This window comes from Serratia sp. PGPR-27, from assembly GCF_022678525.1.
Taxonomy (GTDB): domain Bacteria; phylum Pseudomonadota; class Gammaproteobacteria; order Enterobacterales; family Enterobacteriaceae; genus Serratia; species Serratia nematodiphila.
The window spans coordinates 12,507-37,105 of sequence record NZ_JALBYS010000008.1 but is presented as its reverse complement, the minus strand read 5'-3'; the positions used below and the strand labels follow the sequence as shown (position 1 = coordinate 37,105).

The 24,599-nt window shown below is 60.5% G+C and carries 24 protein-coding genes, 1 tRNA gene and 1 pseudogene; 18 read left to right on the top strand and 8 right to left on the bottom strand.

The genetic code is table 11. From position 1 onward, the window contains the following. Positions 1-97: 97 nt before the first annotated feature. Entirely contained in the window at positions 98-952 is an 855-nt protein-coding gene (locus tag MMS95_RS06495) for an AraC family transcriptional regulator (RefSeq protein ID WP_031300114.1), read from the top strand. Between the two features lie 31 nt (positions 953-983). Here MMS95_RS06495 and MMS95_RS06490 read toward each other — a convergent pair whose 3' ends face one another. Next, positions 984-1,130: a hypothetical protein gene (locus MMS95_RS06490; protein ID WP_154612852.1), complete on the bottom strand. Its 147-nt coding sequence runs from the start codon at positions 1,128-1,130 to the stop codon at positions 984-986. Positions 1,131-1,159: 29 nt separating this feature from the next. On the opposite strand from MMS95_RS06490, the gene MMS95_RS06485 reads away from it, so the two are divergent. The 4 genes from MMS95_RS06485 to MMS95_RS06470 are packed head-to-tail and all read left to right on the top strand — an operon-like array spanning position 1,160 to position 6,394. After that, complete coding sequence (locus MMS95_RS06485; protein WP_015377396.1) at positions 1,160-2,080, top strand: dihydrodipicolinate synthase family protein; 921 nt, start codon at positions 1,160-1,162, stop codon at positions 2,078-2,080. A gap of 54 nt (positions 2,081-2,134) precedes the next feature. Next, the gene (locus tag MMS95_RS06480) at positions 2,135-3,751 is read left to right on the top strand and encodes an aldehyde dehydrogenase (NADP(+)) (RefSeq protein WP_242141512.1); all 1,617 of its coding nucleotides are present in this window, start codon (positions 2,135-2,137) and stop codon (positions 3,749-3,751) included. 44 nt (positions 3,752-3,795) lie between these two features. After that, complete coding sequence (locus MMS95_RS06475; RefSeq protein ID WP_015377394.1) at positions 3,796-5,361, top strand: APC family permease; 1,566 nt, start codon at positions 3,796-3,798, stop codon at positions 5,359-5,361. Positions 5,362-5,380: 19 nt separating this feature from the next. Next, positions 5,381-6,394: an Ldh family oxidoreductase gene (locus MMS95_RS06470; RefSeq protein ID WP_242141500.1), complete on the top strand. Its 1,014-nt coding sequence runs from the start codon at positions 5,381-5,383 to the stop codon at positions 6,392-6,394. A 45-nt stretch (positions 6,395-6,439) separates the two neighbouring features. Here the strand turns inward: MMS95_RS06470 and MMS95_RS06465 are convergent, their stop codons facing one another. From MMS95_RS06465 to MMS95_RS06455, 3 genes are all read right to left on the bottom strand, one after another. Continuing rightward, complete coding sequence (locus tag MMS95_RS06465) at positions 6,440-7,120, bottom strand: hypothetical protein (protein WP_004927990.1); 681 nt, start codon at positions 7,118-7,120, stop codon at positions 6,440-6,442. A 177-nt stretch (positions 7,121-7,297) separates the two neighbouring features. Then, a complete protein-coding gene (locus tag MMS95_RS06460; protein WP_004927993.1) occupies positions 7,298-7,726 on the bottom strand; it encodes a universal stress protein in 429 nt (142 codons plus the stop codon). A 180-nt stretch (positions 7,727-7,906) separates the two neighbouring features. Continuing rightward, positions 7,907-8,623, bottom strand: a complete 717-nt coding sequence (locus MMS95_RS06455; RefSeq protein WP_347340947.1) for a LuxR family transcriptional regulator — start codon at positions 8,621-8,623, stop codon at positions 7,907-7,909. Positions 8,624-8,958: 335 nt separating this feature from the next. Here MMS95_RS06455 and MMS95_RS06450 point away from each other — a divergent pair, with 335 nt between their 5' ends. From MMS95_RS06450 to MMS95_RS06420, 7 genes are all read left to right on the top strand, one after another. After that, entirely contained in the window at positions 8,959-10,488 is a 1,530-nt protein-coding gene (locus MMS95_RS06450) for a 3-hydroxyacyl-CoA dehydrogenase NAD-binding domain-containing protein (protein ID WP_099982006.1), read from the top strand. Positions 10,489-10,497: 9 nt separating this feature from the next. Beyond that, positions 10,498-11,709: an acetyl-CoA C-acyltransferase gene (locus MMS95_RS06445; protein WP_021504868.1), complete on the top strand. Its 1,212-nt coding sequence runs from the start codon at positions 10,498-10,500 to the stop codon at positions 11,707-11,709. Between the two features lie 15 nt (positions 11,710-11,724). Beyond that, positions 11,725-12,936, top strand: coding sequence for a 5-aminolevulinate synthase (hemA, locus tag MMS95_RS06440; RefSeq protein ID WP_015377390.1), 1,212 nt, complete (start codon positions 11,725-11,727; stop codon positions 12,934-12,936). Further along, on the top strand, positions 12,933-14,105 hold the full coding sequence (locus tag MMS95_RS06435) for an MFS transporter (RefSeq protein WP_242141499.1): 1,173 nt from the start codon (positions 12,933-12,935) through the stop codon (positions 14,103-14,105). Before hemA ends, MMS95_RS06435 begins: the two co-directional genes overlap by 4 nt. Next, positions 14,098-14,817 carry an enoyl-CoA hydratase-related protein gene (locus tag MMS95_RS06430; RefSeq protein WP_004928009.1) on the top strand — a complete coding sequence of 240 codons (720 nt, stop codon included), beginning with the start codon at positions 14,098-14,100 and terminating at the stop codon, positions 14,815-14,817. The genes MMS95_RS06435 and MMS95_RS06430 overlap by 8 nt, the downstream gene beginning before the upstream one ends. A 123-nt stretch (positions 14,818-14,940) precedes the next feature. Beyond that, positions 14,941-15,507 (top strand): GNAT family protein, encoded by a 567-nt coding sequence (locus tag MMS95_RS06425; RefSeq protein ID WP_242141498.1) that lies wholly within the window; start codon positions 14,941-14,943, stop codon positions 15,505-15,507. Then, entirely contained in the window at positions 15,491-16,051 is a 561-nt protein-coding gene (locus MMS95_RS06420; protein WP_156865456.1) for a hypothetical protein, read from the top strand. The genes MMS95_RS06425 and MMS95_RS06420 overlap by 17 nt, the downstream gene beginning before the upstream one ends. 111 nt (positions 16,052-16,162) lie before the next feature. Here MMS95_RS06420 and MMS95_RS06415 read toward each other — a convergent pair whose 3' ends face one another. After that, complete coding sequence (locus tag MMS95_RS06415) at positions 16,163-16,465, bottom strand: putative quinol monooxygenase (protein WP_033633403.1); 303 nt, start codon at positions 16,463-16,465, stop codon at positions 16,163-16,165. A 377-nt stretch (positions 16,466-16,842) separates the two neighbouring features. On the opposite strand from MMS95_RS06415, the gene MMS95_RS06410 reads away from it, so the two are divergent. Continuing rightward, positions 16,843-18,156, top strand: coding sequence for an MFS transporter (locus MMS95_RS06410; RefSeq protein WP_242141497.1), 1,314 nt, complete (start codon positions 16,843-16,845; stop codon positions 18,154-18,156). A 74-nt stretch (positions 18,157-18,230) separates the two neighbouring features. Further along, positions 18,231-18,734: a VTT domain-containing protein gene (locus tag MMS95_RS06405; protein ID WP_156865454.1), complete on the top strand. Its 504-nt coding sequence runs from the start codon at positions 18,231-18,233 to the stop codon at positions 18,732-18,734. Positions 18,735-18,954: 220 nt separating this feature from the next. Here the strand turns inward: MMS95_RS06405 and MMS95_RS06400 are convergent. After that, positions 18,955-19,030: transfer RNA gene (locus MMS95_RS06400), tRNA-Lys, on the bottom strand. A gap of 349 nt (positions 19,031-19,379) precedes the next feature. On the opposite strand from MMS95_RS06400, the gene cycA reads away from it, so the two are divergent. Then, positions 19,380-20,780: a D-serine/D-alanine/glycine transporter gene (gene cycA / locus MMS95_RS06395; protein WP_028128006.1), complete on the top strand. Its 1,401-nt coding sequence runs from the start codon at positions 19,380-19,382 to the stop codon at positions 20,778-20,780. Positions 20,781-20,828: 48 nt separating this feature from the next. Here cycA and MMS95_RS06390 read toward each other — a convergent pair. After that, positions 20,829-21,751 (bottom strand): annotated as a pseudogene (locus MMS95_RS06390) (DMT family transporter). A 67-nt stretch (positions 21,752-21,818) separates the two neighbouring features. On the opposite strand from MMS95_RS06390, the gene MMS95_RS06385 reads away from it, so the two are divergent. Beyond that, positions 21,819-22,394 (top strand): XRE family transcriptional regulator, encoded by a 576-nt coding sequence (locus MMS95_RS06385; RefSeq protein WP_015377381.1) that lies wholly within the window; start codon positions 21,819-21,821, stop codon positions 22,392-22,394. Positions 22,395-22,511: 117 nt separating this feature from the next. Then, positions 22,512-22,982, top strand: a complete 471-nt coding sequence (locus MMS95_RS06380) for a helix-turn-helix domain-containing protein (protein WP_033633407.1) — start codon at positions 22,512-22,514, stop codon at positions 22,980-22,982. Here MMS95_RS06380 and MMS95_RS06375 read toward each other — a convergent pair. Then, the gene (locus MMS95_RS06375) at positions 22,966-23,889 is read right to left on the bottom strand and encodes a LysR family transcriptional regulator (RefSeq protein ID WP_015377379.1); all 924 of its coding nucleotides are present in this window, start codon (positions 23,887-23,889) and stop codon (positions 22,966-22,968) included. The genes MMS95_RS06380 and MMS95_RS06375 overlap by 17 nt on opposite strands. Positions 23,890-23,957: 68 nt before the next feature. Here MMS95_RS06375 and MMS95_RS06370 point away from each other — a divergent pair, with 68 nt between their 5' ends. Beyond that, entirely contained in the window at positions 23,958-24,575 is a 618-nt protein-coding gene (locus MMS95_RS06370; RefSeq protein WP_166729785.1) for a LysE family transporter, read from the top strand. Positions 24,576-24,599 lie beyond the last annotated feature (24 nt).

The following is a 24,599-nucleotide window of genomic DNA, read 5'->3' as shown; positions in this document are numbered from 1 at the left end:
AAATAGCGCTTGCTTCGTTACAAAAAAGTTAATATTGATGCGAAAGCGCCAACCTGGCTCGCCTGTTTTTCCGGCTAACGACCGAAAAGGGACTGTTATGCGATCCACTTCAGACTACCCGCCTCCGGTTTCTCTCTCGCCGCCTTCGCTTGTGGGGCTGCCGGAGCAGGAGGACGTTTTTGCCGTCGAACATCTGTCGCGCCTGTGCGACGGGCTGGCGCAGCAGCGCCCGAACAACCTGCGCGATCTGCTGAATACGCTGGCGCTGATCGCGCCGTTGCTGAACGCGATCCCCAACGTGGTGTTCTTTATCAAAGACGCCCAGGCTCGCTACCTGCTGGCTAACCTGACGCTGGCCAGGCGCTGCGGTTTCAAAACCGTGACGCCGCTGCTGGGCAAAACCTCCGCCGACGTTTTTCCCGCTCAGCTCGGATCCGGCTATACCGAGCAGGATCTGCGGGTATTGCGCCACGGCGTGTTGATCCAGGATCAGCTGGAAATGCACCTGTACAACGGCCGAGAAACCGGCTGGTGCCTGACGCAAAAGCTGGCGCTGTATGACGCGCAGGGAAAAATCATCGGTATGGCGGGTATTTCTCACGATCTGCAGGAGGCCAGAGCCAATCATCCGGCCTACCAGCGGCTGGCGGCGATCGACGTGCATATCCGCCGCCACTACGCCAGACCGATCGCGCTTGAAGAGCTGACGGCGCTGACCGGGTTATCGGTGGCGCAGATCGAACGCTACTGCAAACGTATCTTCCACCTCACCCCGCGCCAGATGATCCACAAAGTGCGGCTGGAAAAGGCCACGGAACTCCTGGCCGGCGATCTGCCGATCACGGACATCGCGCTGCAGTGCGGCTATACCGATCACAGCGCCTTCAGCCGTCAGTTCAAAGCGATGACCGGCTCCACGCCGCGCGATTTTCGCCTGACGCTTTCCGCTTAACGCGCTGATTTACCCCGTTAACCCTCTCTTCTCACGGCGTACCGACGCCCGATTTTTCACGCCCGCTTTCCGCCGCGATTGTGCCAATTTCGTCGCGGCAATCGGCGAAAAGCGTCAAGCCTCCCTGCGCAATACCGGTCAATCTGTCGGTGAGCCTTACCAAAGATTCACTTTTCATTAACACTTTCGGACGACAGGACAAACACGATGAGCCATAAAACCCTAAGCTGGAGCGGCGTATTCCCGGCGGTGACGACCCAATTTCGCAACGATTTCTCTCTGGATCTCGACGCCACCCATACGGTGATCAAAAACCTGGTGCGCGACGGCGTCTCCGGCCTGGTGGTGTGCGGCACCGTCGGTGAAAATACCTCGATGACAGTGCAGGAAAAGCTGGCGGTGATCGAGGTGGCGAAAGACGCCGCCGACGGTAAAGTGCCGGTGATCGCCGGCATCGCCGAGTTCACCACCGCCTTCGCGCAGAACATGGCGCGTGAAGCGCAAAAGGCCGGCGTCGACGGAATTATGGTGATGCCGGCGCTGGTCTACTCCGCCAAACCGCACGAAACCGCCGCGCACTTCCGCAGCGTCGCTGGCGCGACCGATCTGCCGATAATGGTCTACAACAACCCTCCCATTTACAAAAATGACGTCACGCCCGACATTCTGACCTCGCTGGTCGACTGCGAGAACATCGTGTGCTTCAAAGACTCGTCGGGCGATACCCGCCGCTTTATCGACCTGCGCAATGAAGTCGGCGATCGCTTCGTGCTGTTCGCCGGATTGGACGATGTGGTGCTGGAAAGCATCGCCGTCGGCGCACAAGGCTGGATCTCCGGCATGTCCAATGCCTTCCCGCGCGAAGGGGAAACCCTGTTCCGGCTGGCGAAGGAAAAACGCTATGAGGAAGCGTTGGCGCTATACAGCTGGTTTATGCCGCTGCTGCACCTCGATGCCCGCCCCGATCTGGTGCAGTGCATCAAACTCTGCGAACAGCGGGTCGGCCGCGGCAGCGCTGTCACTCGCCCTCCGCGCCTGGCGCTGCAGGGAGAAACGCTCACCGAGATCAACGCCGTGATCGATAAAGCGCTGGCCACCCGCCCTGCGCTGCCGAACGTCGGCCTGTGACGCCTTCATCGCCCGGCCATGCCGGGCGTCATGCTTTATCCACCGGGGGAACCGATGCCCAACGATCGCTACGCCGCCATCAGCGGCCAACAATTTATCGGCGGCCAACGCCGCGCCGAAGGGGAAGCGTCGCTGTGTAGCCTGCGCGCCGACGACGGTCAGCCAACCGGCTACCGCTTCCACCAGGCCACGGCGGCAGAAACCGCCGCCGCCGCAGAAGCCGCCGCAGCAGCCTTTGCGCCCTATTCACAGCTCAGTGCAGAACAACGCGCGAACTTTCTCGACGCCATCGCCGAAGAGTTAGACGCATTGGATGATGTTTTCTTCACCTTCGCCATGCAGGAATCGGCCTTGCCGTCTGCGCGGTTGAGCGGCGAACGCGCCAGAACCAGTGGCCAGATGCGGCTGTTCGCCACGCTGCTGCGGCGCGGCGACGTCGAGGGCGTGCGCATCGACTGCGCGCTGCCGCTGCGTTCCCCCCTGCCGCGCCCCGATCTGCGTCAATACCGCACGGCGCTCGGCCCGGTGGCGGTCTTCGGCGCCAGCAACTTCCCGCTGGCGTTTTCCACCGCGGGCGGTGATACCGCCGCCGCGCTCGCCGCCGGCTGCCCGGTCGTGTTCAAGGCGCACAGCGGCCATATGATCACCGCCGAGCTGACCGCTCAGGCGATCGAGCGCGCTCGGGAACACACAAGGATGCCCGCCGGCGTCTTCAACATGATCTTCGGCAATCGCGTGGGGGCCGATTTGGTACAACATCCGGCGATTCAGGCAGTGGGATTCACCGGCTCGCTGCAAGGCGGCCGGGCGCTCTTCGATCTGGCGATGCAACGCCCTCAACCTATACCGGTCTTCGCAGAAATGTCGAGCATCAATCCGGTAGTGATCCTGCCCAAGGCGTTGGCGCGGCGCGGGCAGCGCATTGCGCAGGAACTGGTCTCTTCCTTCACACTCGGCTGCGGTCAGTTCTGCACCAAGCCCGGCGTGATCGTCGCGCTGCGCGGCGCCGCCTTCGATCGGTTAACCGAAACGATGAGCGCCCTGGTTAACGCCGCCGAGCCGCAGCCGATGCTGAATGCTGGCACGCTGGAGCACTACCGTCACGGGCTGGCAGCCCTCGATGCCCATCCAGGTATGCGGCGTCTCGCAGGCCGAAGCGAAACGCCCACGCTTCGGGCGGCGGCGCAGCTTTATCAGGCGGAAGAGGCGCTGTTGCTGCAGGCTGACCCGCTGCTGCAACAAGAGGTCTTCGGCCCGGTCAGCATCCTGGTGGCGGTGGATAACGAAGCGCAGCTGCATGCGACGCTGGCGGCATTGCAAGGTCAGTTGACCGCCACGCTGCTGGCGGACGACGACGATCTCGATGTGGCCGCCGGTCTGACGACACTGTTGGCGCGCAAAGCCGGTCGGGTGCTGTTCAACGGGTATCCGACCGGGGTGGAAGTGTGCGACGCCATGGTGCACGGCGGCCCTTACCCGGCCACCAGCGATGCACGCGGCACCTCGGTAGGCACGCTGGCCATCGAGCGTTTCCTGCGGCCGGTTTGTTTGCAAAACACCCCTGCGGCGCTGTTGCCGCCGGCGCTGCAGGACGCCAACCCGCTCAACCTGCTGCGGCTGGTTAACGGCGTTTACACCCGAGCCCCCCTGGTTTCACCTGCCCCAAATTAGCCCGGCCGCATCTGCCTGCCACTCAATAACAAAAGGGTAATACCATGACAACCCAAGGCAAATTCAAGAAGCAGCTTACGCTCACCGACCTGACGTTCATCGGTCTGGGCGCCATCTTCGGCTCCGGTTGGCTGTTCGCCGCCAGCCATGTCTCCTCCATCGCCGGCCCGGCCGGCATCTATTCCTGGCTGATCGGCGGCCTGGCGGTGCTGCTGCTCGGCATCGTTTACTGCGAGCTGGGCGCCGCCCTGCCGCGCGCCGGCGGCATCATTCGCTATCCGGTATTCTCGCACGGCGAACTGATGGGCTATCTGCTGGGGTTTATCACGCTGATCGCCTTCTCCAGCCTGATCGCCATCGAAGTCGTCGCCGCCCGGCAGTACGCCGCCGCCTGGTTCCCGTTCCTCAGTCAGCCGGGTTCCGGCGATCCAACCGCGATCGGCTGGCTGGTGCAGCTGGCGCTGCTGTGCTTTTTCTTCGCGCTCAACTATTACAGCGTCAAAACCTTCGCCAAATCCAATAACCTGATCAGCGTGCTGAAGTTTCTGGTGCCGCTGTTGGTGATCGTGGTGTTGTTCAGCTTTTTCAAACCGGAAAACCTGCACAGCCAGGGCTTTGCTCCCTTCGGTTCCGCCGGCGTTGAGGCCGCCATTTCCGCCGGCGGCATCATCTTCGCCTACCTCGGCCTGACGCCGATCATTTCGGTCGCCAGCGAGGTGCAACGGCCGCAGCGCACCATTCCCATCGCGCTGATCCTGTCGGTGGTGCTGTCCACCATCATCTATGTGCTGCTGCAGATAGCGTTTCTCGGCAGCATCCCCAGCGAGATGCTGAGCGGCGGCTGGGCCGGCATCAGCCAACAGTTCTCCCTGCCGTTCCGCGACATCGCCATCACGCTGGGCATGGGATGGCTGGCGTTTCTGGTGGTCAGCGACGCGATCGTTTCGCCGAGCGGCACCGGCAATATCTATATGAACGCCACGCCCCGCGTGATCTACGGTTGGGCGCGCGCCGGCACCTTCTTCAAACTGTTCACCCGGGTGGATGGCGAGTCAGGTATTCCTCGCCCGGCGCTGTGGCTGACCTTCGCTCTCTCGGTATTCTGGACGCTGCCGTTCCCATCCTGGGAAAAACTGATCGGTGTGGTGTCCGCCGCACTGGTGCTGAGCTACGCCATCGCCCCGGTCACCGCCGCCGGGCTGCGGCGCAATGCGCCCGATATGCCGCGTCCGTTCCGGGTCCGCGGTTTCTGCGTGCTCGGCCCGCTGTCGTTTATCATTTCGGCGCTGATCGTCTTCTGGTCCGGCTGGGACACCGTCTCCTGGCTGCTCGGCTTGCAGATCCTGATGTTCTTCATCTACATCCTGTTCAAGAATCAGGTGCCGACCCACGCCGTTAGCCTCAGGCAGCAAATTTGGTCCTCGCTGTGGCTGATCGTCTTCTATGCGCTGGTGATCGGGCTTTCCTACCTCAGCAGCTTCGGCGGCATCGGCGCTATTGCTCATCCATGGGACACCCTCACCATGGCGGTGATTGCACTGGCGATTTACTACTGGGGCGCCTATACCTGTTTACCCCAGGCCAATTTTATCGGCGATGAAGAAGAATGAACCCAGGGAGGAGATCGAAATGACATCCATGCATGTGCTGTCGCTGGAACAGGCTTATCAACTGGCGTTGCGTACGCTGCGCAGCAACGGTTTCAATCAGGCGCATGCCGAGGCGGTGGCGCAAAATGTCACCCAGGGCGAACGCGACGGCTGCGCTTCTCACGGGCTGTACCGGCTGTTGGGCTGCGTGCGATCGCTGCGGGCAGGCAAGGTTTCTGCCGATGCGATGCCCAGATTGCTCGACCAGGCGCCGGCCATCTTGCGCGCCGACGCCGGCGGTGCGTTTTCCCTGCTGGCCTACCGCACCGCTCTGCCGGCCTTTATCGAGAAAGTGCGCACCAACGGTGTCGGCGCGCTGGCGATCAACCGCTGCGTGCATTTCTCCGCGCTGTGGGCCGATATCGAACCGCTGACCGAGCAGGGGTTGGTGGCCTTGGCCTGCACGCCCAGCCACGCCTGGGTGACGCCGGCCGGCGGTTCGCGACCGCTCTTCGGCACCAACCCCATCGCCTTCGGCTGGCCGCGTCCGGATCGGCCGCCGTTTTTGTTCGACATGGCCACCAGCGCGGCAGCGCGCGGCGAAATCGAATTACACCGCCGCGCCGGCACCCCGCTGCCTGAAGGCTGGGGCATTGATAAGGCAGGCAACCCGTCCACCGATGCCGCCAGCGTGTTGGAGGGCGCGATGCTGACCTTCGGCGGGCATAAGGGCTCGGCGCTGGCGGCAATGGTTGAATTGCTGGCAGGGCCGCTGATCGGCGATATGACCAGCAAGGAATCGCTGGCCTATGACGATGGCACCGGTTCGTCGCCTTACGGTGGTGAGCTGGTCATCGCGTTGGATCCCGAGCGTTTTCTCGGTGCGGATAAGGCGAAATATTTCGCCGGAGCGGAGGCGATGTTTGCCGATATGCAGGCGCAAGGCGCCCGCATCCCCGGCGAACGCCGTTATCGGCAACGGCGCCAGAGCGAGCAATACGGCGTGGAAATCCCCAAGGCGTTGTACGACGAAATAGTGGCGCTGTGCGATTAACGCTGGATTTATGCCCCGCGCCGGCCACCCGGCGCGGGGAGAGGCTTATCCAGCCTGAGCCATGTCGCTGTGCAGGCGCTTGCGCCACACCGGTTTGGTGTCCCAGCGTGCAAAGTGTTTCGCCTCTTTACCCGGCTGCACCTGATGCCACATGTCTTCTTGCCACCGGATCGGTTCCTTTCCTCGCAACGTTGGGCGGGTCTGTTTAATCGTCCGTTGCAAGACGTCTGCTTCTTCCGCAGTAATGGGCGGCGCCTGTCTGGCGGCGTCCAGCGCACGGCTTCCCAGCGGCGCCATCACCTGATACAACACGTTGACCTGCTGCAGCGTCGCTTGCTGATTAGTGCTCATCCCCTTACCCGACCAACCGTCGAAGTTTTCACCGGGATCGTCCCCCTGCGCGCGATACTCATTACCTGGCCCCTCGACGATATTCCATCCTTGCCAGGTCACCAGAGTGTGTAATCCATCGCGATCCTGCAGGTTTTTATTCTGGATCTGTTTGAGCACCGCGGCGCGGTTTGGCACACCGATCAGGTTCATAAACTCGTCCAGCGCGTTCCAATGCTGCCCCGCCACCAAACCATTCCAGACATTACGCAAACAGTTCCAGGGAATGGTGTGATGCCAGGTCAGCGTGATAAGCGGTTTGGTTGACGCATGTTGCCAACGGCTCGGTTCACTGCCCCGATCGCCTCTGATAATCCCATCGACTTCTAATGGCATAGCTGCCCCTCTTCTGGCTGAAATGAAAAATATGCGCAAGGCCGGTGGCCCGGTTGGCATAAAAACGTCAGCTAAAATCGTAGCAGTTCAGACTGGGATGGCAATAAAACGCAAAGCACGCTCTGCAGCCGGTCGGTAACCGCAGAACGTGCCCGAAAACGGTGAGTTTAAGATGAATTATCTGACCACCATCACCGAAATATTGGCATGGCGAACGATAGCGGCGGCATTGGACCCCAGCAGATAGGTTTTCACGCTCGGGCGACGCGAACCGATGATGATCAGATCGGCGTCGATCTCTTCCGCCAGTTCCAACACCTGATCGCGTGCAGAACCGAAGCTGACGGTGTAATTGAGGCGATCCAACGGCAGATCGATTTCCGACATGATTTTCTTCAGTCTATCCACCGCCTTCACCTCCGCCTGATTCTCAAACTCCTTGAGGCCGAACGAATAGGCAGTAACAAAAGCCGAGGCATCCGGCAGCGCATGGAAGAAATGCACTTTAGCGCCGGACATCTTCGCCAAATATTCCACATGCTTCAGCGCATGCTCGGTCAACAGATCCTCTTCAATATCGATCGGCACTAAAATAGTCTTGTACATATCACGTCCTTTCTATGTAAACCGGGTGCCAACAGAATACTGCCGCGCACGGGCGCGGTGAATCGCTTTATCACGCTTTTGTGATCGAGGGGTAAATACTGACAAGGATAGTTTTTAATTTAACAAAATATAAACATTACACCGATAACGGATAGGCGATTAATTATTTATTACTCGAGATTAAATTAGCTGTAAATAAACCGCTTTGGCGGTAGCGGCGGTCTTATTGGCGACAGAAAGCTTTTTAATCGAGTTGCCGATGTGGAAATTGATCGTGCGCTCGCTCACCCCCATCAACAACGCGATCTCTTCCGCCGTTTTCCCTTCGCTGCTCCAGCGTAAAATGTCTTTTTCGCGCAGCGTCAACACATCTTTTATCGCGTCATCATTCACCGATATCAAGGCCTCCCGCAGCGTTTTATGGGCGGTTTGCGCCAGCCAAAGGAAAAAAGTTTCATTTGCCGCACGCGCTTGCGGCGTTTGCTCAGGTAGCGCTTTACCGGCAAACGTCAGGATCCCCAACCTGCCATAGCAATCCTTGACCGACTGCGACCAACCGGCGCACAAGCCGAATTGCGCCATACGCTGCCAAAGCGTCGGCCGCTCATGATAAAAGCTTTCGTCCCACTGAAACTGCAGCGTGGAATGGTGAGCACGCTCAATAACCGGATCCTGCAAATATACCCGCTGCCGCCGATAATCCTCGAGATAGTTCGTTGAAATATTCCCTTCGATCAGCATCTTGGGGCTGCTGGCCGGATAACAGGAAAACACGATGTAGGAGAAATAATCAAATCCCAACGCCTCGGCGCAGGGCCCCAGCTGCGTCAGAAAGCATTCGCGATCGGCCAGGCTGCCAATCACCTCCGCCATGAGCCGTTGAGTGCGGGTATCCATAACGCAGGTTCTCCAGATAGCGATGCCGATTTATCGATAGGTCAGATTCACTATAGAATATCGCCGCCCGGCGCCAGTAGCCGTTTCATATAATAAAAAATACCAACGCTATAACGAAAACAGCTATTCCCCTTAAAATAAGCCTTTTTATTGCGCCGAACAGGAAAACTACGCGAATAGCATACTCTCCTCGACACGTAAACCTGTCATTTCTACCGTTAGACAGCCAGGACACCACCAATTACTTTCCAGACAGGCACCCAGTGCCGCCGTAAATCCAAAGAGATAATAAGCATTTGCGAATTTCGCATGGCATACAGTGACGGGGATTTTCTATGGCAGAAAGTAATGCGGCAATTCAATCGGCTGCGATTATCGGCGCGGGAACGATGGGCAGAGGCATCGCTTATCTTTTCGCGCAAAAAGGCATTCCCACGATGCTTTATAATCGCAACGGCAATACCCTCAATCAAGCTCGCGAATATATCGCGCAAGACCTGAATAAGAAAGTCGAACAGGGCAAGATCGCGCTGCAGGATAAAGACGCGGTGCTGGCCAATCTGATGTTCACTTCCGTGTTTGAGGCCATCGCCGACAGCGAGCTGGTAATAGAAACCATCGCCGAGCAAGAACAAACCAAACTTGAGGTGCTGGCGGCCATCGCCGCGGTGGTCAAGCCCGACACGCTGATCGCCACCAATACCTCCTCACTGTCGCTCAACAAGCTGGCAACGGCGGTAACGCACAGCGAACGCTTTATCGGTTTACATTTTTTCAACCCCGCGCCGCTGATGAAGCTGATTGAAATCATTCCGGCCTACTTTACCGCGCACGCCACCACGGAACGCTGCCGCCAACTGGTGGCGGCGTTAGGGAAACGCGATGTCGTCTGCCAGGCCACGCCGGGGTTCATCGTCAATCGCATGGCCCGCCCCTACTACCTGGAAGGGTTCCGCCTGTTGGAAGAACATGTGGCGCGCTCGGCGCAGATCGACCGCGCCCTCAAGGCCGGCGGGCGCTTCCGCATGGGGCCGCTCGAGCTGACCGATTTTATCGGCCAAGACATTAACTATCAGGTCAGCCGGCAAATCTGGCAGGACATGCAATACGACCCGCGCTATACCCCTGGTCATCTGCAGCGTTCACTGGTCGATGCCGGTCTGTTGGGGAAAAAGAACGGCCGCTCCTATTTTGCCGCCGAAGAAACCGCCCCGCCGGTGACGGCCGCCAACAATGCAGACGTCGAGACGCTGCGCGTTTACGGCGAGCACCCTTTTTTTACCCTGTTGCAGCAGCGAGCCGCGCTTCAGTGGCCACAGCTGCGCGTGGAACAACGGCCGGCATTACCGGGGCTGGGAGCGGCCGTCCAGATCAATGACGCTTTCACCGTCAGCATCACCGATGGCCGCACGGCGAGCCAACTGGCCGAGCAGACGGCAGCGGATGCCTTTGTGGTCGATGTCGCCCTGAACTACGCCGACACCACGTATCTGGTGGCAGCGCACAGCCGCCACGCTTCTGCGGCCAATAAGGCGCTGTTTTTACGCCTGCTGCACACGGCAATCCCGCAGGTTGAATTTATCAAGGACTCTCCGGCGCTTATCGTCGCCCGCGTCCTCAGCAGCCTGATCAATGAGTCGGTGATCATGGTGGAAAGCGGCGTCTGCAGCCGGGAAGACATCGATGTCGCCGCCGTCGCGGGCGTTAACTACGCCGGCGGCATTTTCGACTGGCTCGGCAAACTGGGGGAGAGAAACGTCAGGACGACGCTGAGCAATCTGGCGCAGCTGCTGCACGCGGCGCGCTATGCGCCGCATTACACCCTTCTGCACGCCGCGCAACCGGCGCTGACGACCACGCCTTAAGGATCCATGATGAGCATTAAAGATGACGGCGTTTATCTGATCGACGGCACGCGCACGGCGATCGGCGCCTATGGCGGCAGCCTGGCGCATACCCGCCCCGACGACATGGCGGCGACGATCATTCGCGGCCTGCTGCAGCGCCATCCGGCGGCGGAAGCAGATCTGGACGAAGTGGTCCTGGGCTGCGCCAACCAGTCCGGCGAAGACAACCGCAACGTCGCCCGCATGGCGGCGCTGCTTTCCGGGTTGGATCCGTCGGTGCCTGCCATCACCCTCAACCGCCTTTGCGCCTCCGGGTTGGATGCAGTGATCTACGCCGCGGCGAAAATCCGCAGCGGCCTCAGCGAACTGATTCTGGCCGGCGGTGTGGAAAGCATGAGCCGCGCGCCCTATGTGCTGAGCAAAGGCGAAACGCCGTTCGACAAAGGCGTGAAGCTGTACGACACCACGCTGGGGTGGCGCTTTGTTAACCCGCGACTGGCGGAGCGCTACGGCAGCGATCCGCTGGGCATCACGGCGGAAAACGTAGCCCAACGGCAACATATCTCACGCGAGGAACAGGACCTGTTCGCGCTGGCCTCGCAACAGAAGGCCCGCCGGGCGATCGACAGCGGCCGGCTGGCGCGGGAAATCACGCCCGTGGACGTGCCGGCCGATCGTAAAACGACCCGCACATTCGCGCAGGATGAATTTCCCCGGCTCAGCACGCTGCAACAGCTACAGGCGCTGAAACCGGCGTTCTCCGCCGGCGGTTCGGTCACGGCAGGCAACGCTTCCGGCATCAACGACGGCGCCGCCGCGCTGCTATTGGCTTCCGGTCGCTACGTGAAGCGCCAGGGGTGGCAACCGCTGGCGGAGATCGGCGACAGCGCGGCCGCCGGCGTGGAACCGGCGCTGATGGGGCTGGGGCCGATCGCCTCCACCGAGCGCTTGCTGCAGCGCGGCGGCTTCACCTTGAACGACTTCGACATCATCGAGATTAACGAAGCGTTCGCCTCACAGGTTCTGGCGGCGCTGAAACACTGGCGTATCGGCGCCAACGACGCGCGGGTCAACCCAAACGGCGGCGCCATCGCACTCGGTCATCCGCTGGGGATGTCCGGCGCGCGTCTGGTGCTGTCGGCAGCGCTGGAATTACGCGACCAACAGGCGAACAACGCATTGGTGACGATGTGCGTTGGCGTCGGTCAGGGGCTGTCATTAAACCTTAAAGCCGTTTAACACAAGGAACATACGATGAGCGTACTGAACATTCTTGAAGAAAAGCTGGCGGAAACCAAAAAACAGGGGCGTTTTCGCGAGTTCCTCAACCTTGAACGCGGCGTGCAGGACAAACCCTGGGCCACCAGCCACGGCCATCACGGTGAGCGCCGTCTCAACGTCTGGTGCTCGAACGACTATCTGGCGATGAGCCACCACCCCAAAGTGCTGCTGGCCACCACCGATGCGGTTAATCGGGTCGGGCTGGGCACCTGCGGCGCCCGCAGCATTTCCGGCACCTCGGTCTACCATAGCGAGCTGGAAACGCTGCTGGCCAGCGCCTACGGCAAAGAGTCGGCGCTGCTGTTCACCACCGGTTTCGGCGCCAACGACGCCACCTTATCCACCCTGTGCGACGCCATTCCCGATCTGATCGTGTTCTCCGACGAGCTGAATCACGCCTCAATGATTTACGGTATCCGCTACAGCAAAGCGGAGAAAAAAATCTTCCGCCACAACGATGTGGCACACCTCGCCGAGCTGCTGCAGGCCGCCGATCCGGCGCGGCCAAAGCTGATCGCTTTCGAGTCGCTGTATTCCATGGACGGTGACTTCGCCCCCCTGGCGCAGATCGTGGCGCTGGCGGAGCAGTATCAGGCGCTGACCTATCTCGACGAGATCCACTCCGCCGGCGTCTATGGCGAACGGGGGCTGGGCTACGCCGAACAACTGGGCCTGCTGGATAAAATCACCATTATTCAGGGCGGGTTCGGCAAATCTTACGGTGCGGCGGGCGGCTATATCGCCGCGCCCCGTTCGGTGGTGGAGGCGGTGCGCAGTTGGGCCCCGGCATTCGTCTTCAGCACCTCGTCGCCGGCGCCGGTGGTGGCCGCCGCGCTGGCCAGTTTTAAATACAACCTCGAGCATGACACCCAACGCAAACACCTGCTGGCGATCGTCGATCACCTGAAAACCGGCCTGCGCGCCGCCGGTATCCCGCTGGTGTCGGCAGACAGCCATATCCTGCCGCTGCTGGTCGGCGATCCGCACCGCAACAAACACATCAGTAAAGTGCTGCTCGATGAGCACGATATTTACGTGCAACCGGTCAATGCACCGACGGTGCCCGCAGGCAGCGAGCGGCTGCGGGTGACGCCGACCTCGGCGCACTCCCATGCCGACGTGGAGACCTTCCTGGCGGCGCTGGGACGAGTCTGGGCGGCGAACGATCTGCGGAGGGCGGGATGAAGTTAGCGGATTATAACGGCCATCTGATCACGCTCTGTCTGATGGCGACCGGCACGTTCGCCATCGGCACCGACGCCTTTATCGTCGCCGGCGTGCTCAGCGACATTTCCGATACCTTTGCCGTCAGCCCCGCGCAAGCGGGGCAGTTGATATCGGTATTCGCGCTGGCTTATATGCTGTTCGCCCCTCTCACCGCCTGGCTGCTGGGCAATGTCAACCGCAAGCATATCCTGCAGTTGGCGCTGGTGCTGTTCATCGCCGGCAACCTGGCCTGCGCCTGGGCCACCAGCTACCTGCAGATCTCGTTCGGCAGAGTGCTGGCGGCATTGGGGGCAGCTTGTTACACGCCGCAGGCCGCCGCCGCCGCGGTGGGGCTGGTGGCGGAAAAACGCCGCGGCCTGGCCATTTCCATCGTCTATGGGGGCATGACGTTGGCTATTGCGCTCGGTATTCCGTTCGGCACCTTTCTCGCCAAACTGATCGGCTGGCGTGAAATTTTCCTGTTCATCGCCCTGCTGGGGGCAATTGCGCTGCTGGGCCTGTCGCTGGCGCTGCGGGCCATTGCGCCACCGGGCAAGCATTCGCTGAAAGAGCGGCTCGCCCCGCTGAAACAAAAGGCGGTGCTGACCACACTACTGATCACCTTTTTTGCCGTTTGCTCGGAACACATCGTCTATAGCTACGTCAGCGTGTTGCTGAAAAACACCCAGTTCGGCCCGCAGGCGATCCTGCCCCTCGCGCTGCTGGTATTCGGCATTGGCGCGGTGATCGGCAATTTTGCCTCCGGCGCGTTAACCGATGCCCTCGGCAGCAAGTTCGTGCTGCTGTTTTCCGTGGCGATCCAGACGCTGTCCCTGTTTCTGCTGGCCTTCTATGTCACTTCCCCCTGGTGGGTACTGGCCATCTTTCTGGTCTGGGGTATTACCGGCTGGATGTATCTGGTGCCGATCCAGCATCACCTGTTGTCGCTATCGAAACGCTTTGGCGCGCTGACCGTATCGCTCAACAGCTCGGTGCTGTACGCCGGCATCGCGGCGGGCGGCATGCTGGGCGGCCTGGCGCTCTACGCGCTGCCGGCCTATTACCTGCCGCTGTTTTCGCTGCCGCTCGGCGCCATCGCCCTGCTGCTGACGCTGATCTTTTTCCGCGGGGAGGCCAGCGATGAGTGAATCACCGCCGGTGCTTTACGAACGTTATGGCGCGCAGGTTGCGGTCATCACCCTCAATCGGCCGGAAAAAAAGAACGCCATCAACCTGCAGATGGCCGAGCTGATCCGCACCTACCTGCGGCAGGCAGATAACGATGACTCGGTGCGAGCGATCGTCCTGGCCGGTCAACCGGCGGTATTTTCCGCCGGCATGGATATCAACGCCTTTCATCAGGGTGAACTGCCCATCGTCACGCCGGAGGGGTTTGGCGGGCTGATCCATGCACAGATCGCCAAGGTGATCATCGCCGCCGTTGACGGCATCGCGTACGGGGGCGGATTTGAGCTGGCCCTGGCGTGCGATCTGATCGTCGCCGGCCAGAACGCACGCTTCAGCTTCCCCGAAACCGGGCTCGGGTTAGTCGCCGCACAAGGCGGGTGCGCGCGCTTGCCGGCGCGTATTTCCCCCTATGTCGCGCTCGACTGGCTGCTGACCGGCAGAACCGTCGGCGCACAGGAAGCGTTGTCACACGGCGCCATTTCCCGCATCAGCGCAAGTTCGGCCCGGGAAGAAGCGTTGCGCATCGCCGAGCAGATCGCCGGAAAAGATCTTGCCGCCAGCCAGGCGGTTAAGGCCATCGTGCGTCAGGGGCTGGCGCGGCAAGAAGCCCCCTCATTCGATTTTCAACAAGGCCCGGTCGAGCGCCTGCGTCAGGCTGCCGCCCGTCGATAATGCCCCAGCCGGTTCGCCTGAACCGGCATTTCCCGTTTGTCCTCCACCGCTCATTTTACACAGCCTGCCTGTCGGCGCTGGGCTACACTGCCGGTAGCCCTAATGCGCTGATAAGGAAAAACAATGCGCCATTCGCCTCTACAAACCCCCAGACTGATCCTGCGCCCGTTCACCGCCGACGATCTGCCCCACTTTACCGCCTACCGCAGCCACCCAGACGTGGCGCGCTATCAAAGCTGGAGCGACTACAGCGCCGCCGAGGCACAGGCCTTTTTCGCACAGCAACGGCAGCTCGAATTCAACCGTGACGACAGCTGGTTTCAACTGGCGGTCGAGCGCCGCGAAGACGGCGCGTTGCTGGGCGATGTCGCGGTCCATTTTTTCGATGAAGGGCGTCAGGCTGAACTGGGCGTGACCTTCGATCCGGTTCATCAACGGCAAGGACAAGCGCGCGAGGCGCTAAGCGCCGTCATCGCCCTGCTGTTCGGGCCGCTGGCGAAACACCGCATTACCGCCGTGGTGGACGCGCGTAATCTTCGCGCCGCCGCGTTGTTCAGTAAGCTGGGCTTTCGCCGTGAGGCCTGTTGGCGGCAAAACGTGTTTTTCAAAGGCGCATGGGGCGACGAATTCGGTTTCGCCCTGCTGCAAAGTGAATGGCGGGAGAATGCAAAGCATGACGCTACTGAATAAATACCTTGGGCAATACCAGTTCTCGGAACGGCATGCCATCGCCATCGCCGCACCGCAGGCGCGGATCCTGGAGGCCGTGGCCGCTTATGATCCCAGGCACGATCGCTTTTTCCGCAGCATGATAGCGCTACGCGAATTGCCCGCGCGCCTGATGCCACGCAATAAACCCAGCCCGCCGCCGTTTGGCCTGCATAACTTTTGCCTGCTTGAGCAGGATGAAAGCGCGTTGGTCTATGGCCTGATCGGCCGATTTTGGCAGGCTGAATACGGCCTGGAGCAGGTCGCCGACGGGGCGGGGTTTCTGGCCTTCGCGCAGCCCGGCGTCGCCAAACTGGCGCTGGGTTATGTCGTGAGCCCCTCCGAGGGTGGGCGCTGTCGTCTGGTGACGGAAACGCGCATCTTCTGCCCCGACGACGCCAGCCGGCGGCGGTTTACCCCCTATTGGTATGCGATTCGCCTGGTGAGCGGGTTGATACGGCGCCGCATGCTGCGCGCCATTAAAACCGCCAGCGAAAAGCAGACGGCGAATCATTCACCAGATTGATTAATTTAAGAGCATTCTTAGAGAATGAAAATCATTATCAGCCTACTTTTTAATCACAACAAGATAGTGTTGAGAAGCCATTGACCCCGCCCCCTGCGGGGATTTTTTCGCCTATTTATCGCCTGTTTCAGGGAACGCCTGCATAAACAGGAAGGTGCAAGGCTTGCGCTGATACTGATTGATCTGCGGCACCAGCCGGGTGAAATGCTCGGTCTGGCAATGCACTTCGAGAGCCGCGCGATCCGGCCAGCTTTCGATAAAAATAAAGTGCCCGGGATCCTGCTGGTCGATGCACAGTTCATAGCTGATGCACAGCGGCTCTTGACGGGTTTTCTCCACCAGCTCGCGATACCACGGCATAACGGTGTCAATGTGTTCCGGGTGGATAAAATCTTCAGCGATGACCTTCAGCATGTTGCGCTCCTGCGTTCTGTTGTGCCGTGCTTCACCTTATCGCCCTCCCTCGCGAGATGAAAGCGCCACTCTCCAGTGTCTGTCATCGGGTTGCCAATTCGGTGATAGCGCACACAGATCTCGATCAAAGCGCTTGAACGCCTCCTGGCCCTGTGTGAACTTTCAATTAACAAAAAGGCAACACACCATTCACCATGGTGATATCTGTACCGATATGCCGTCGCAATACGCGGCGTTTTTTTCGCCCCTAAAGGCCTGACCATTAGACCTTTGGGGTTTGCGAAAAAAGTCCGCTGTTACCGTCGTGTTGAGGGCAACGGCGCCAGGACGGTCCTTATGACCGACGCTTGTCATTCTCAGAAGAGAGGTTACCGCCAGTGAATCACGCCACCTATGCCGTTCCTGCGCTCAACGCCGCCATTCGCAAAACCTGGCGCAGACTGGTGCCCTTGATGTTCGCCATGTACTTCATCGCCTTTATCGACAGGGTTAACGTCGGCTTTGCCAAGGACGCGATGGCCATCGATATCGCGCTGTCGCAATCCGCCTTTGCCCTAGGCGCCGGAATATTTTTTGCCGCCTATGCGCTGTTCGGCATCCCGGCCAACCTGCTGATGAACCGCTGGGGCGCCAAACGCTGGCTCAGCGCCACCACCGCGCTGTGGGGGGCGCTGTCGGCCTGCACCGGGCTGGTGACCAATGAACAGCAATTTATCGTCCTGCGGTTTCTGCTGGGGATCGCCGAAGCCGGCTTTTACCCCGGCATCCTGCTGCTGGCGTCGATCTATTTTCCCAATAAGGTGCGCGCCTCGGTCATTGGCATTTTCGTGCTCGGCGTGCCGGCGGCGCTGACGCTCGGTTCACCGCTATCGGGGGCATTGCTGGAGATGCACGGCGTGTTGGGCAAGCCCGGCTGGTTCTGGATGTTCGTGCTGGAAGGGTTGCCGGCCGTCGCCCTCGGCGTCTTCGCCTTTTTCTATCTCGACGATAGCCCACGGCAGGCCCGCTTTCTGACCGAGGAAGAACGCACGGTGCTGGTGGCACAATTGGCCGATGAACAGCAGCAGACCGAAACCAGCAGCGTCAAAGCGGCGATGAGCAGCGGCACCGTTTGGCATCTGGCGTTGATCTACGGCACCCTGCAGATTGGCGTCTACGGCCTGATGTTTTTCCTGCCGTCGCAGGTCGCCTCGCTGATGGGCACCCATCTTGGCTTCAAGGCCTCGCTGGTGGCCGCCATTCCCTGGGCATTCTCCGCGCTGGGCGTCTATTTCCTGCCGCGCTATGCCGACAGAAACACCGCCAGAAGATTACCGATCGCCGCCGGGTGCATGGTCGCGGCGGCGCTGGGGTTGGTGGTGTCTTCCTATGCCGGCCCTCTGCTCGCCATCGTCGCCCTGAGCTGCTGCGCAGTCAGTTTCCTGGCGGTACAGCCGATTTTCTGGACGTTTCCCGCGCAGGTGCTCACCGGCCCGGCGCTGGCGGCCGGCATCGGTTTTTGCACTACGCTTGGCGCCGCATTCAGCTTTTTAGCCCCGCTGATCCGCACCGAGGCGGAACAGCGTTTTCACAGCCCGCATGCCGGGCCGTTGGTGCTGGCCGCCTTTTCGCTGCTGTGCGCCACGCTGTTGTGGGCGCTCAGAAACCGGCGCACCGACGTGAGCAAGCAAGACGCGGAGATCGCCGGATAGCGGCGCGTTATTTAACCCTTATTGAACCTGCGGATGGGACACTGGCACTCAGCCCTCTCGCTCGCAGGTGTTAAATGGATGAATTGACGCACATTATCGCCAAATACAGTCCGGAACCGGAGATGTTGCTGCTGCTGATTTTCCTGTTCGCGCTGGGAAAATCGATGATCGTGGTGTCTTCCGCCCTGCCGCCCGCCTCGGTGACGCTGCTGATGGGCATCGTTGCAGGCAAGCATGCGCTGCCCCTCAGCGCGGTTTGGGCGGCCATCGCCCTCGGCGCCGCGTTGGGATCAATCTTGTCGTTCCACTGCGGCGCACGGCTGCACCGCCGAGATCTTGGCCGCCGGCTGCCGGCACGCTTTCACGCTCCGCTACGCAAAGCGCAAAGCGCCTTGCAAAAGCGCGGGCTGCCGCTGCTGTTCGCCTCGCGTTTTCTGGCGGTGATGCGTTACACCGTGCCGCTGATGGCCGGCATGCTGCAACTGCCGGCGCGGCGCGTCTATGCCACCGCCGCGCTCTCGGCCGCCGTCTGGGCGCTGCTCTTGATGTCGGCGGCGCATTTATTCCCCGTTTCCTGACCTGAAAGATTCTTGGGCAAATGGCTTTCCCCTCCGCCGAGGTTGCGCCAGCGCACAGCCTCTCTTGCCGTATAAACTGCGGTGCGACACCGCAGTTTGCGCCAGATCACCTTTCTGAACATCAGTCGAAAAATGCGAATTTTTTTGCAAAAAGCGCGCTTAAAACGGCGCAATGAGGAAACAAGCAGAGAAAAGCCTGAGCGTAACACGCTGATTTGGTTGGTGGGTCGTACAGGGTTCGAACCTGTGACCCATTGATTAAGAGTCAACGGCTCTACCGACTGAGCTAACGACCCAACGCGGTAAATTGTCCTCCTCGTCGGCGGCGCTGTCAAACGCTTACACTCATTACTTTTTCTCATGTGAATTTTACAACCCTTTGTTTAATCAACGAGATAAGCCGCATAAGGTCTGTTAATCCCCTCTTTTGAAGAGTAATCTTCCGCTCCCTGAACGTCCGATTTGCCTCCTCCGTGTAAAGAGTGATCGACTTTTATCCCGCGTATAAATGTTGTAAACATGTTGCACAAAGGTGGCGTTATTGCACTACCTTACTAAAGCCGGATCAACCGGATAAATGTATAAAAAATAGCCACTTCAGAGCTCACGACTTCACTAATGACAGGTAAAACAGGACATCATCAGATGGTAGATCACTCTAAAATAGCGACTGACGCGACGCCCGCTTCAGAAGATCATCTACGGCGAAACCTCACTAACCGACATATTCAACTGATCGCCATCGGCGGCGCCATCGGCACCGGTCTGTTTATGGGCTCCGGTAAAACCATCAGCCTGGCCGGCCCCTCGATCATCTTCGTGTACATGATCATCGGCTTTATGCTGTTCTTCGTGATGCGCGCCATGGGCGAGCTGCTGCTGTCCAATCTGGAATACAAATCGTTCAGCGATTTCGCCGCGGATCTGCTCGGCCCGTGGGCCGGTTTCTTCACCGGCTGGACCTACTGGTTCTGCTGGGTGGTCACCGGCATCGCCGACGTCGTGGCGATCACCGCCTACGCTCAGTTCTGGTTCCCCGAGCTGTCGCAGTGGATCGCTTCACTGCTGTGCGTGCTGTTGCTGCTCGGCCTTAATCTGGCGACGGTGAAAATGTTCGGCGAAATGGAGTTTTGGTTTGCGATGATTAAAATCGTCGCCATCGTTGGGCTGATTGTCGCCGGGCTGGTGATGATCGCCATGCAGTTCCAGTCGCCGACCGGCACCGTGGCCTCATTCACCCATCTGTGGAATGACGGCGGCATGTTCCCGAAAGGCATCAGCGGCTTCTTCGCCGGCTTCCAGATCGCGGTATTCGCCTTCGTCGGCATTGAACTGGTGGGCACCACCGCCGCGGAAACCAAGGATCCGGAGAAGTCGTTGCCGCGCGCCATCAACTCGATTCCGATCCGCATCATCATGTTCTACGTGTTCGCCCTGATCGTTATCATGTCGGTGACGCCATGGAACTCCGTGGTGCCTGACAAGAGCCCGTTCGTTGAACTGTTCGTGCTGATCGGCCTGCCGGCCGCGGCCAGCGTAATCAACTTCGTGGTGCTGACCTCCGCCGCCTCCTCCGCCAACAGCGGCGTGTTCTCCACCAGCCGCATGCTGTTCGGGCTGGCGCAGGAAGGCGACGCGCCGAAATCGTTCGCCAACCTGTCCAAGCGCGCGGTACCGGCCAACGGCCTCACCTTCTCCTGTATCTGCCTGCTGGGCGGCGTGGTGCTGATTTACCTGATCCCGAACGTGATGACGGTCTTCACTCTGGTGACCACCGTATCGGCGATTCTGTTCATGTTCGTCTGGACCATCATTCTGTGCTCGTACCTGGTCTACCGTAAACGACGCCCGGCGCTGCACCAGAAATCGATCTACAAAATGCCTGCCGGCAAACTGATGTGCTGGGTGTGCATGGCGTTCTTCGTGTTCGTGCTGGTGCTGCTGTCGCTGCGCGAAGACACCCGCCAGGCGCTGATCGTCACCCCGCTGTGGTTCATCGTGCTCGGCCTGTCTTACGTGTTTCTGCGCAAGAAGAAAACCGCGTGATGCAAAAAGGGGCGGCTCTCTCCGCCCCTTTCTTTTTACGCCTCTGGGCTAATCCGCTTCCGTCGCCACCGCCGCTTTATCCTTGCGCCGCACGCGCAGCTCGCTGACCACCACCCCAATCACGATCAACGCGCCCCCCAATAGCGCCACGCCCGGTAAACGCTCACCGGCGAGCCGCCCGACGATGCCCGCCCAGACCGGTTCACCGGCGTAGATCACCGTAGCGCGCGTGGGTGAAACGCTGCGCTGCGCCCAGTTCATGGTCAGCTGAATCAACGCGCTGGCCAGCCCCAGCCCTATGGCGCTGTACAGCAGGTAATCCGAATACGGCGGCGGCGACTCGCCGGTCGGCGCCATCATCAAAAATGAGGCCAGCGAGGCGGTCGCCAGCTGCACGATGGTCACCCGGCGGATATTCACCTTGCCGGCGAAAGCGCCGATGAGGATGATCTCTGCCGCCATGCCCAGCGTGCCGGCCAGCGTCAGAATTTCGCCGAGGCTCAGCGTCATGTCGGTGCTGCTCGGCGCCGCCAGCAGCATCAGGCCGGTAAAGGCCAGCAGAATACCGATCCACGACATGATGCCGGGGAACCGCCCCAGCACCAGCCATTGCAACAGCGGCACGATCGGCACGTACATGGCGGTGATGAACGCCGATTGGCTGCTGGTGATGGTCTGCAGGCCGACAGTTTGCATGCTGTAGCCGAACATGATCGCCAGCCCGATCAGCAGCCCGCCTTCAGTTCATACAGGGTCAGGCCGCGCAGCACGCGCAGCGAAAACAGCGTCAACGCCAGCGTGGCGGTGGCGAAACGCAGGCCGACAAAAAAGAACGGCCCGCTGACTTGCATCGCGTGGTGCACCGCCAAAAAGGTGCCGCCCCAGATCATAGTGATGAAAATCAACACCGCTTCCGGCAGCCTGATCTGCGGAACCACGGCGGAAATAAAGGATTTTTTTGCTGCTGACACCGGCTTGCCCTTCCTGCTGAGTGCAATATAATGCACAGATCCTGCCAGTATGAGATAAAGTCCGGCGATGAGCAATACGGCGCATAACGCGAAAACCGATCCCCCCAAAGTGCTGCAGTACCTGAGCAGCAATCTGCGCGGCTACCGCCAACAGGCGGGCCTGAGCCAAATGGCGCTGGCCGAGCTTTCCGGCGTCAGCCGCCGCATGCTGGCGGGCATCGAGGCCGGCGATCGCAACGTCAGCCTGGCGGTGCTCGACAAGATTGCCGCCGCCCTGGCGATTTCCTTTACCGATCTGATTCAGGCGCCGGAAGCGCGCGGCAGCCACCTGGTGGGAGAGTTGGCCTGGCAAGGCGCACAGCCGGGCAGCCAGGCGCTGTTCGCCGCCAGCGTGCCGGCGCGCCAACGGGCCGAGCTGTGGGAATGGACGCTGATGCCGGGCGAGCGCTATGACTCGGCGCCGGACGCCGAAGGCTGGAGTGAAATGATCTACGTGATTGCCGGCACCCTGACGTTGGAACTGGAACAAGGCACGCTGACGCTCAGCGCCGGCGCTGCGCAAACCTTCAACAGCGATCAACGATACGCTTACGCCAACCACGGCGATCTCCCGCTGCGCTTTATTCGCAACGTCGCCTTCTGACTGCCCGCCAGCCCGCGCCGGCGGCGGATGTCGTGTCGCTGTCGTGCCGCTGTCGTGGCGCCGCCACCCCGCGCCTCCTACACTGGATGACAGTGACAGCGAACTCGGGAGTGCATCATGCAAAAGTACCGCATCAGGCCGTTACGTCTGGAAAAAGGCTGGTCGCAGGAGCAGCTGGCGACCATCGCCGGCCTCAGCACCCGCACCGTACAGCGGATTGAAAACGGCGAACAGGCCAGCCTGGAAACCTTGACCGCAATCGCCGCCGCGCTGGGCGTGCAGGTCCGCGATCTCAACGCACAGCCGCAACAGACAATGGAGGAGGAGGAGCCTGACGAACAGCGCCTTCGTAGCCAGGTCGCGGCAGAAGGCAAACTGCTGAGCATGGCGGTGCGTTTCGCCGTGATTGGCGTGATGTTGTTCGCCATTAATTGGTTTACCCACCCGCACTATCTCTGGTCGCTGTGGGCGATCGGCGGCATGAGCCTCGCGCTGGTCATGCGGGCGGTGCGCACTCTGCTGCTGCGCAACGTCTTCAGCCGCTGGCAGGAACAGCGGCTGGCGCAAAAACTCAGGCGTCTGCCGTGAGCGTTAGCCACTCGGCCAGCCGGGCCAACGCGCTGCCCGGCACGATCGCCTGCGGCGACAGCAGGTAATAGCCGCTGCCGTCGGGCGTAAAACCGAACGGCGCACTCAACAAACCGGCGGCCAGATCGTCTCGCACTTGCAACCACGGGCCGATCGCGATGCCAAGACCGGCGACCGCCGCCTGCAGGCTGAAATAGAAATGATCAAAGCGCTGCTCCGAATGTCCTGCCAACGTCATCCCCTGCTGCTGCGCCCAGTGCCGCCAGGCATCCGGCCGGGTGGCGGAATGCAGCAGTTTAGTGCCGGGCCGCAAACTCCGCAGGCTGCCCTCGGCGATCGTCATCCTTGCCAACGCCTCGGGTTGGCACACCGGCCCAACCTTTTCACTGAACAGCGCCAGGCTATGCACCTGCTTTCCCCAATCGAAGTCATTGCGCCTGATCGCCGCCGTAATGCCGTCATGGAACGAAAACGGCCCGCCACCGGCCACCAGCTGTAAGTTGATATCCGGGTGCGCCTGCTGAAAAGCCGGCAGGCGCGGGATCAGCCAACGCATCAACAAGGTCGGTTCACAGGACAAGACCAGCGGCGCGTCGAGCGCCTGCTGGCGCAGTTCCAGCGCGGTATGATCCAGAATGCCGAATGCCTGCTGCGTCGCCTGAAACAGCTTGCGCCCCGCCGCCGTGAGCAGAACCCGCCGATGGCGGCGCTCAAACAACGCCACGCCCAGTTCCTCTTCCAGCGCCCGCACCGCCCGGCTGACGGCGCCGTGCGTCAAATTCAGCCCCTGCGCCGCCTGCGTAAAACTTTCCAGCCGCGCGGCGGCCTCGAAGCAACGCAGCCCGCCCAACGGCAACGGCCTGCCGGTTTTGCGTGAGTTTTTCTCACCGATACTGTCACTATTCATCGTTTGTCACCGAGAAAAATTACTCTTATAAATCAGTCACTCTATTGATAAACACCGCAAGGATAACTATGACTGAACTCATCGCTGTCGTCACCATTACTTTACTCGCCGTGATAAGCCCGGGGCCGGACTTTGCCATGGTCTCGCGCAATAGCCTGTTGCTTTCGCGCCGCGCCGGCGTCTTGACCGCCTGCGGCATTGGCGCCGGGGTGCTGGTCCATGTCAGCTATACGCTGATTGGCGTCGGCGTGTTGATTCAACAGTCGCCCTGGTTGTTTAACCTGCTTAAAGCCATCGGTGCCGCCTACCTGATCTACCTCGGCATTACGCTGCTGCGCAACGCGGCGCATCATGACGCAGCCCCCACAACAGCGCCGGCGGCCATCAGCGATTTCGCCGCCTTGAAAACCGGTTTTTTCACCAACGCGTTAAACCCGAAAACCACCATCTTCATCGTCAGCCTGTTCATGCAGGTGGTTTCTCCGCACACCCCGCTCGGCGTGCAAATCGGCTATGGTCTTTTTATCGCCGCCGTCCATATCTTCTGGTTTGCCGCCGTCGCGCTGCTATTTTCCGCACCGGGCGTCAATGCGCGCTTTTTACGTTTGCGCCGCGGCATCGATCGTACCTTTGGCGGGCTGCTGATCGCCTTTGGCGCCCTGCTGGCGATCGCCGGCATCAGGTAACGTCGTAACGCCAAGTTCGTCATT

Bases quoted from the DNA above. Each gene is read 5' to 3' on its own strand.
- MMS95_RS06495 (WP_031300114.1), top strand. From the start codon at position 98: ATGCGATCCACTTCAGACTACCCGCCTCCGGTTTCTCTCTCGCCGCCT.
- MMS95_RS06490 (WP_154612852.1), bottom strand. From the start codon at position 1,130: ATGAAAAGTGAATCTTTGGTAAGGCTCACCGACAGATTGACCGGTATT.
- MMS95_RS06485 (WP_015377396.1), top strand. From the start codon at position 1,160: ATGAGCCATAAAACCCTAAGCTGGAGCGGCGTATTCCCGGCGGTGACG.
- MMS95_RS06480 (WP_242141512.1), top strand. From the start codon at position 2,135: ATGCCCAACGATCGCTACGCCGCCATCAGCGGCCAACAATTTATCGGC.
- MMS95_RS06475 (WP_015377394.1), top strand. From the start codon at position 3,796: ATGACAACCCAAGGCAAATTCAAGAAGCAGCTTACGCTCACCGACCTG.
- MMS95_RS06470 (WP_242141500.1), top strand. From the start codon at position 5,381: ATGACATCCATGCATGTGCTGTCGCTGGAACAGGCTTATCAACTGGCG.
- MMS95_RS06465 (WP_004927990.1), bottom strand. From the start codon at position 7,120: ATGCCATTAGAAGTCGATGGGATTATCAGAGGCGATCGGGGCAGTGAA.
- MMS95_RS06460 (WP_004927993.1), bottom strand. From the start codon at position 7,726: ATGTACAAGACTATTTTAGTGCCGATCGATATTGAAGAGGATCTGTTG.
- MMS95_RS06455 (WP_347340947.1), bottom strand. From the start codon at position 8,623: ATGGATACCCGCACTCAACGGCTCATGGCGGAGGTGATTGGCAGCCTG.
- MMS95_RS06450 (WP_099982006.1), top strand. From the start codon at position 8,959: ATGGCAGAAAGTAATGCGGCAATTCAATCGGCTGCGATTATCGGCGCG.
- MMS95_RS06445 (WP_021504868.1), top strand. From the start codon at position 10,498: ATGAGCATTAAAGATGACGGCGTTTATCTGATCGACGGCACGCGCACG.
- hemA (WP_015377390.1), top strand. From the start codon at position 11,725: ATGAGCGTACTGAACATTCTTGAAGAAAAGCTGGCGGAAACCAAAAAA.
- MMS95_RS06435 (WP_242141499.1), top strand. From the start codon at position 12,933: ATGAAGTTAGCGGATTATAACGGCCATCTGATCACGCTCTGTCTGATG.
- MMS95_RS06430 (WP_004928009.1), top strand. From the start codon at position 14,098: ATGAGTGAATCACCGCCGGTGCTTTACGAACGTTATGGCGCGCAGGTT.
- MMS95_RS06425 (WP_242141498.1), top strand. From the start codon at position 14,941: ATGCGCCATTCGCCTCTACAAACCCCCAGACTGATCCTGCGCCCGTTC.
- MMS95_RS06420 (WP_156865456.1), top strand. From the start codon at position 15,491: ATGACGCTACTGAATAAATACCTTGGGCAATACCAGTTCTCGGAACGG.
- MMS95_RS06415 (WP_033633403.1), bottom strand. From the start codon at position 16,465: ATGCTGAAGGTCATCGCTGAAGATTTTATCCACCCGGAACACATTGAC.
- MMS95_RS06405 (WP_156865454.1), top strand. From the start codon at position 18,231: ATGGATGAATTGACGCACATTATCGCCAAATACAGTCCGGAACCGGAG.
- cycA (WP_028128006.1), top strand. From the start codon at position 19,380: ATGGTAGATCACTCTAAAATAGCGACTGACGCGACGCCCGCTTCAGAA.
- MMS95_RS06385 (WP_015377381.1), top strand. From the start codon at position 21,819: ATGAGCAATACGGCGCATAACGCGAAAACCGATCCCCCCAAAGTGCTG.
- MMS95_RS06380 (WP_033633407.1), top strand. From the start codon at position 22,512: ATGCAAAAGTACCGCATCAGGCCGTTACGTCTGGAAAAAGGCTGGTCG.
- MMS95_RS06375 (WP_015377379.1), bottom strand. From the start codon at position 23,889: ATGAATAGTGACAGTATCGGTGAGAAAAACTCACGCAAAACCGGCAGG.
- MMS95_RS06370 (WP_166729785.1), top strand. From the start codon at position 23,958: ATGACTGAACTCATCGCTGTCGTCACCATTACTTTACTCGCCGTGATA.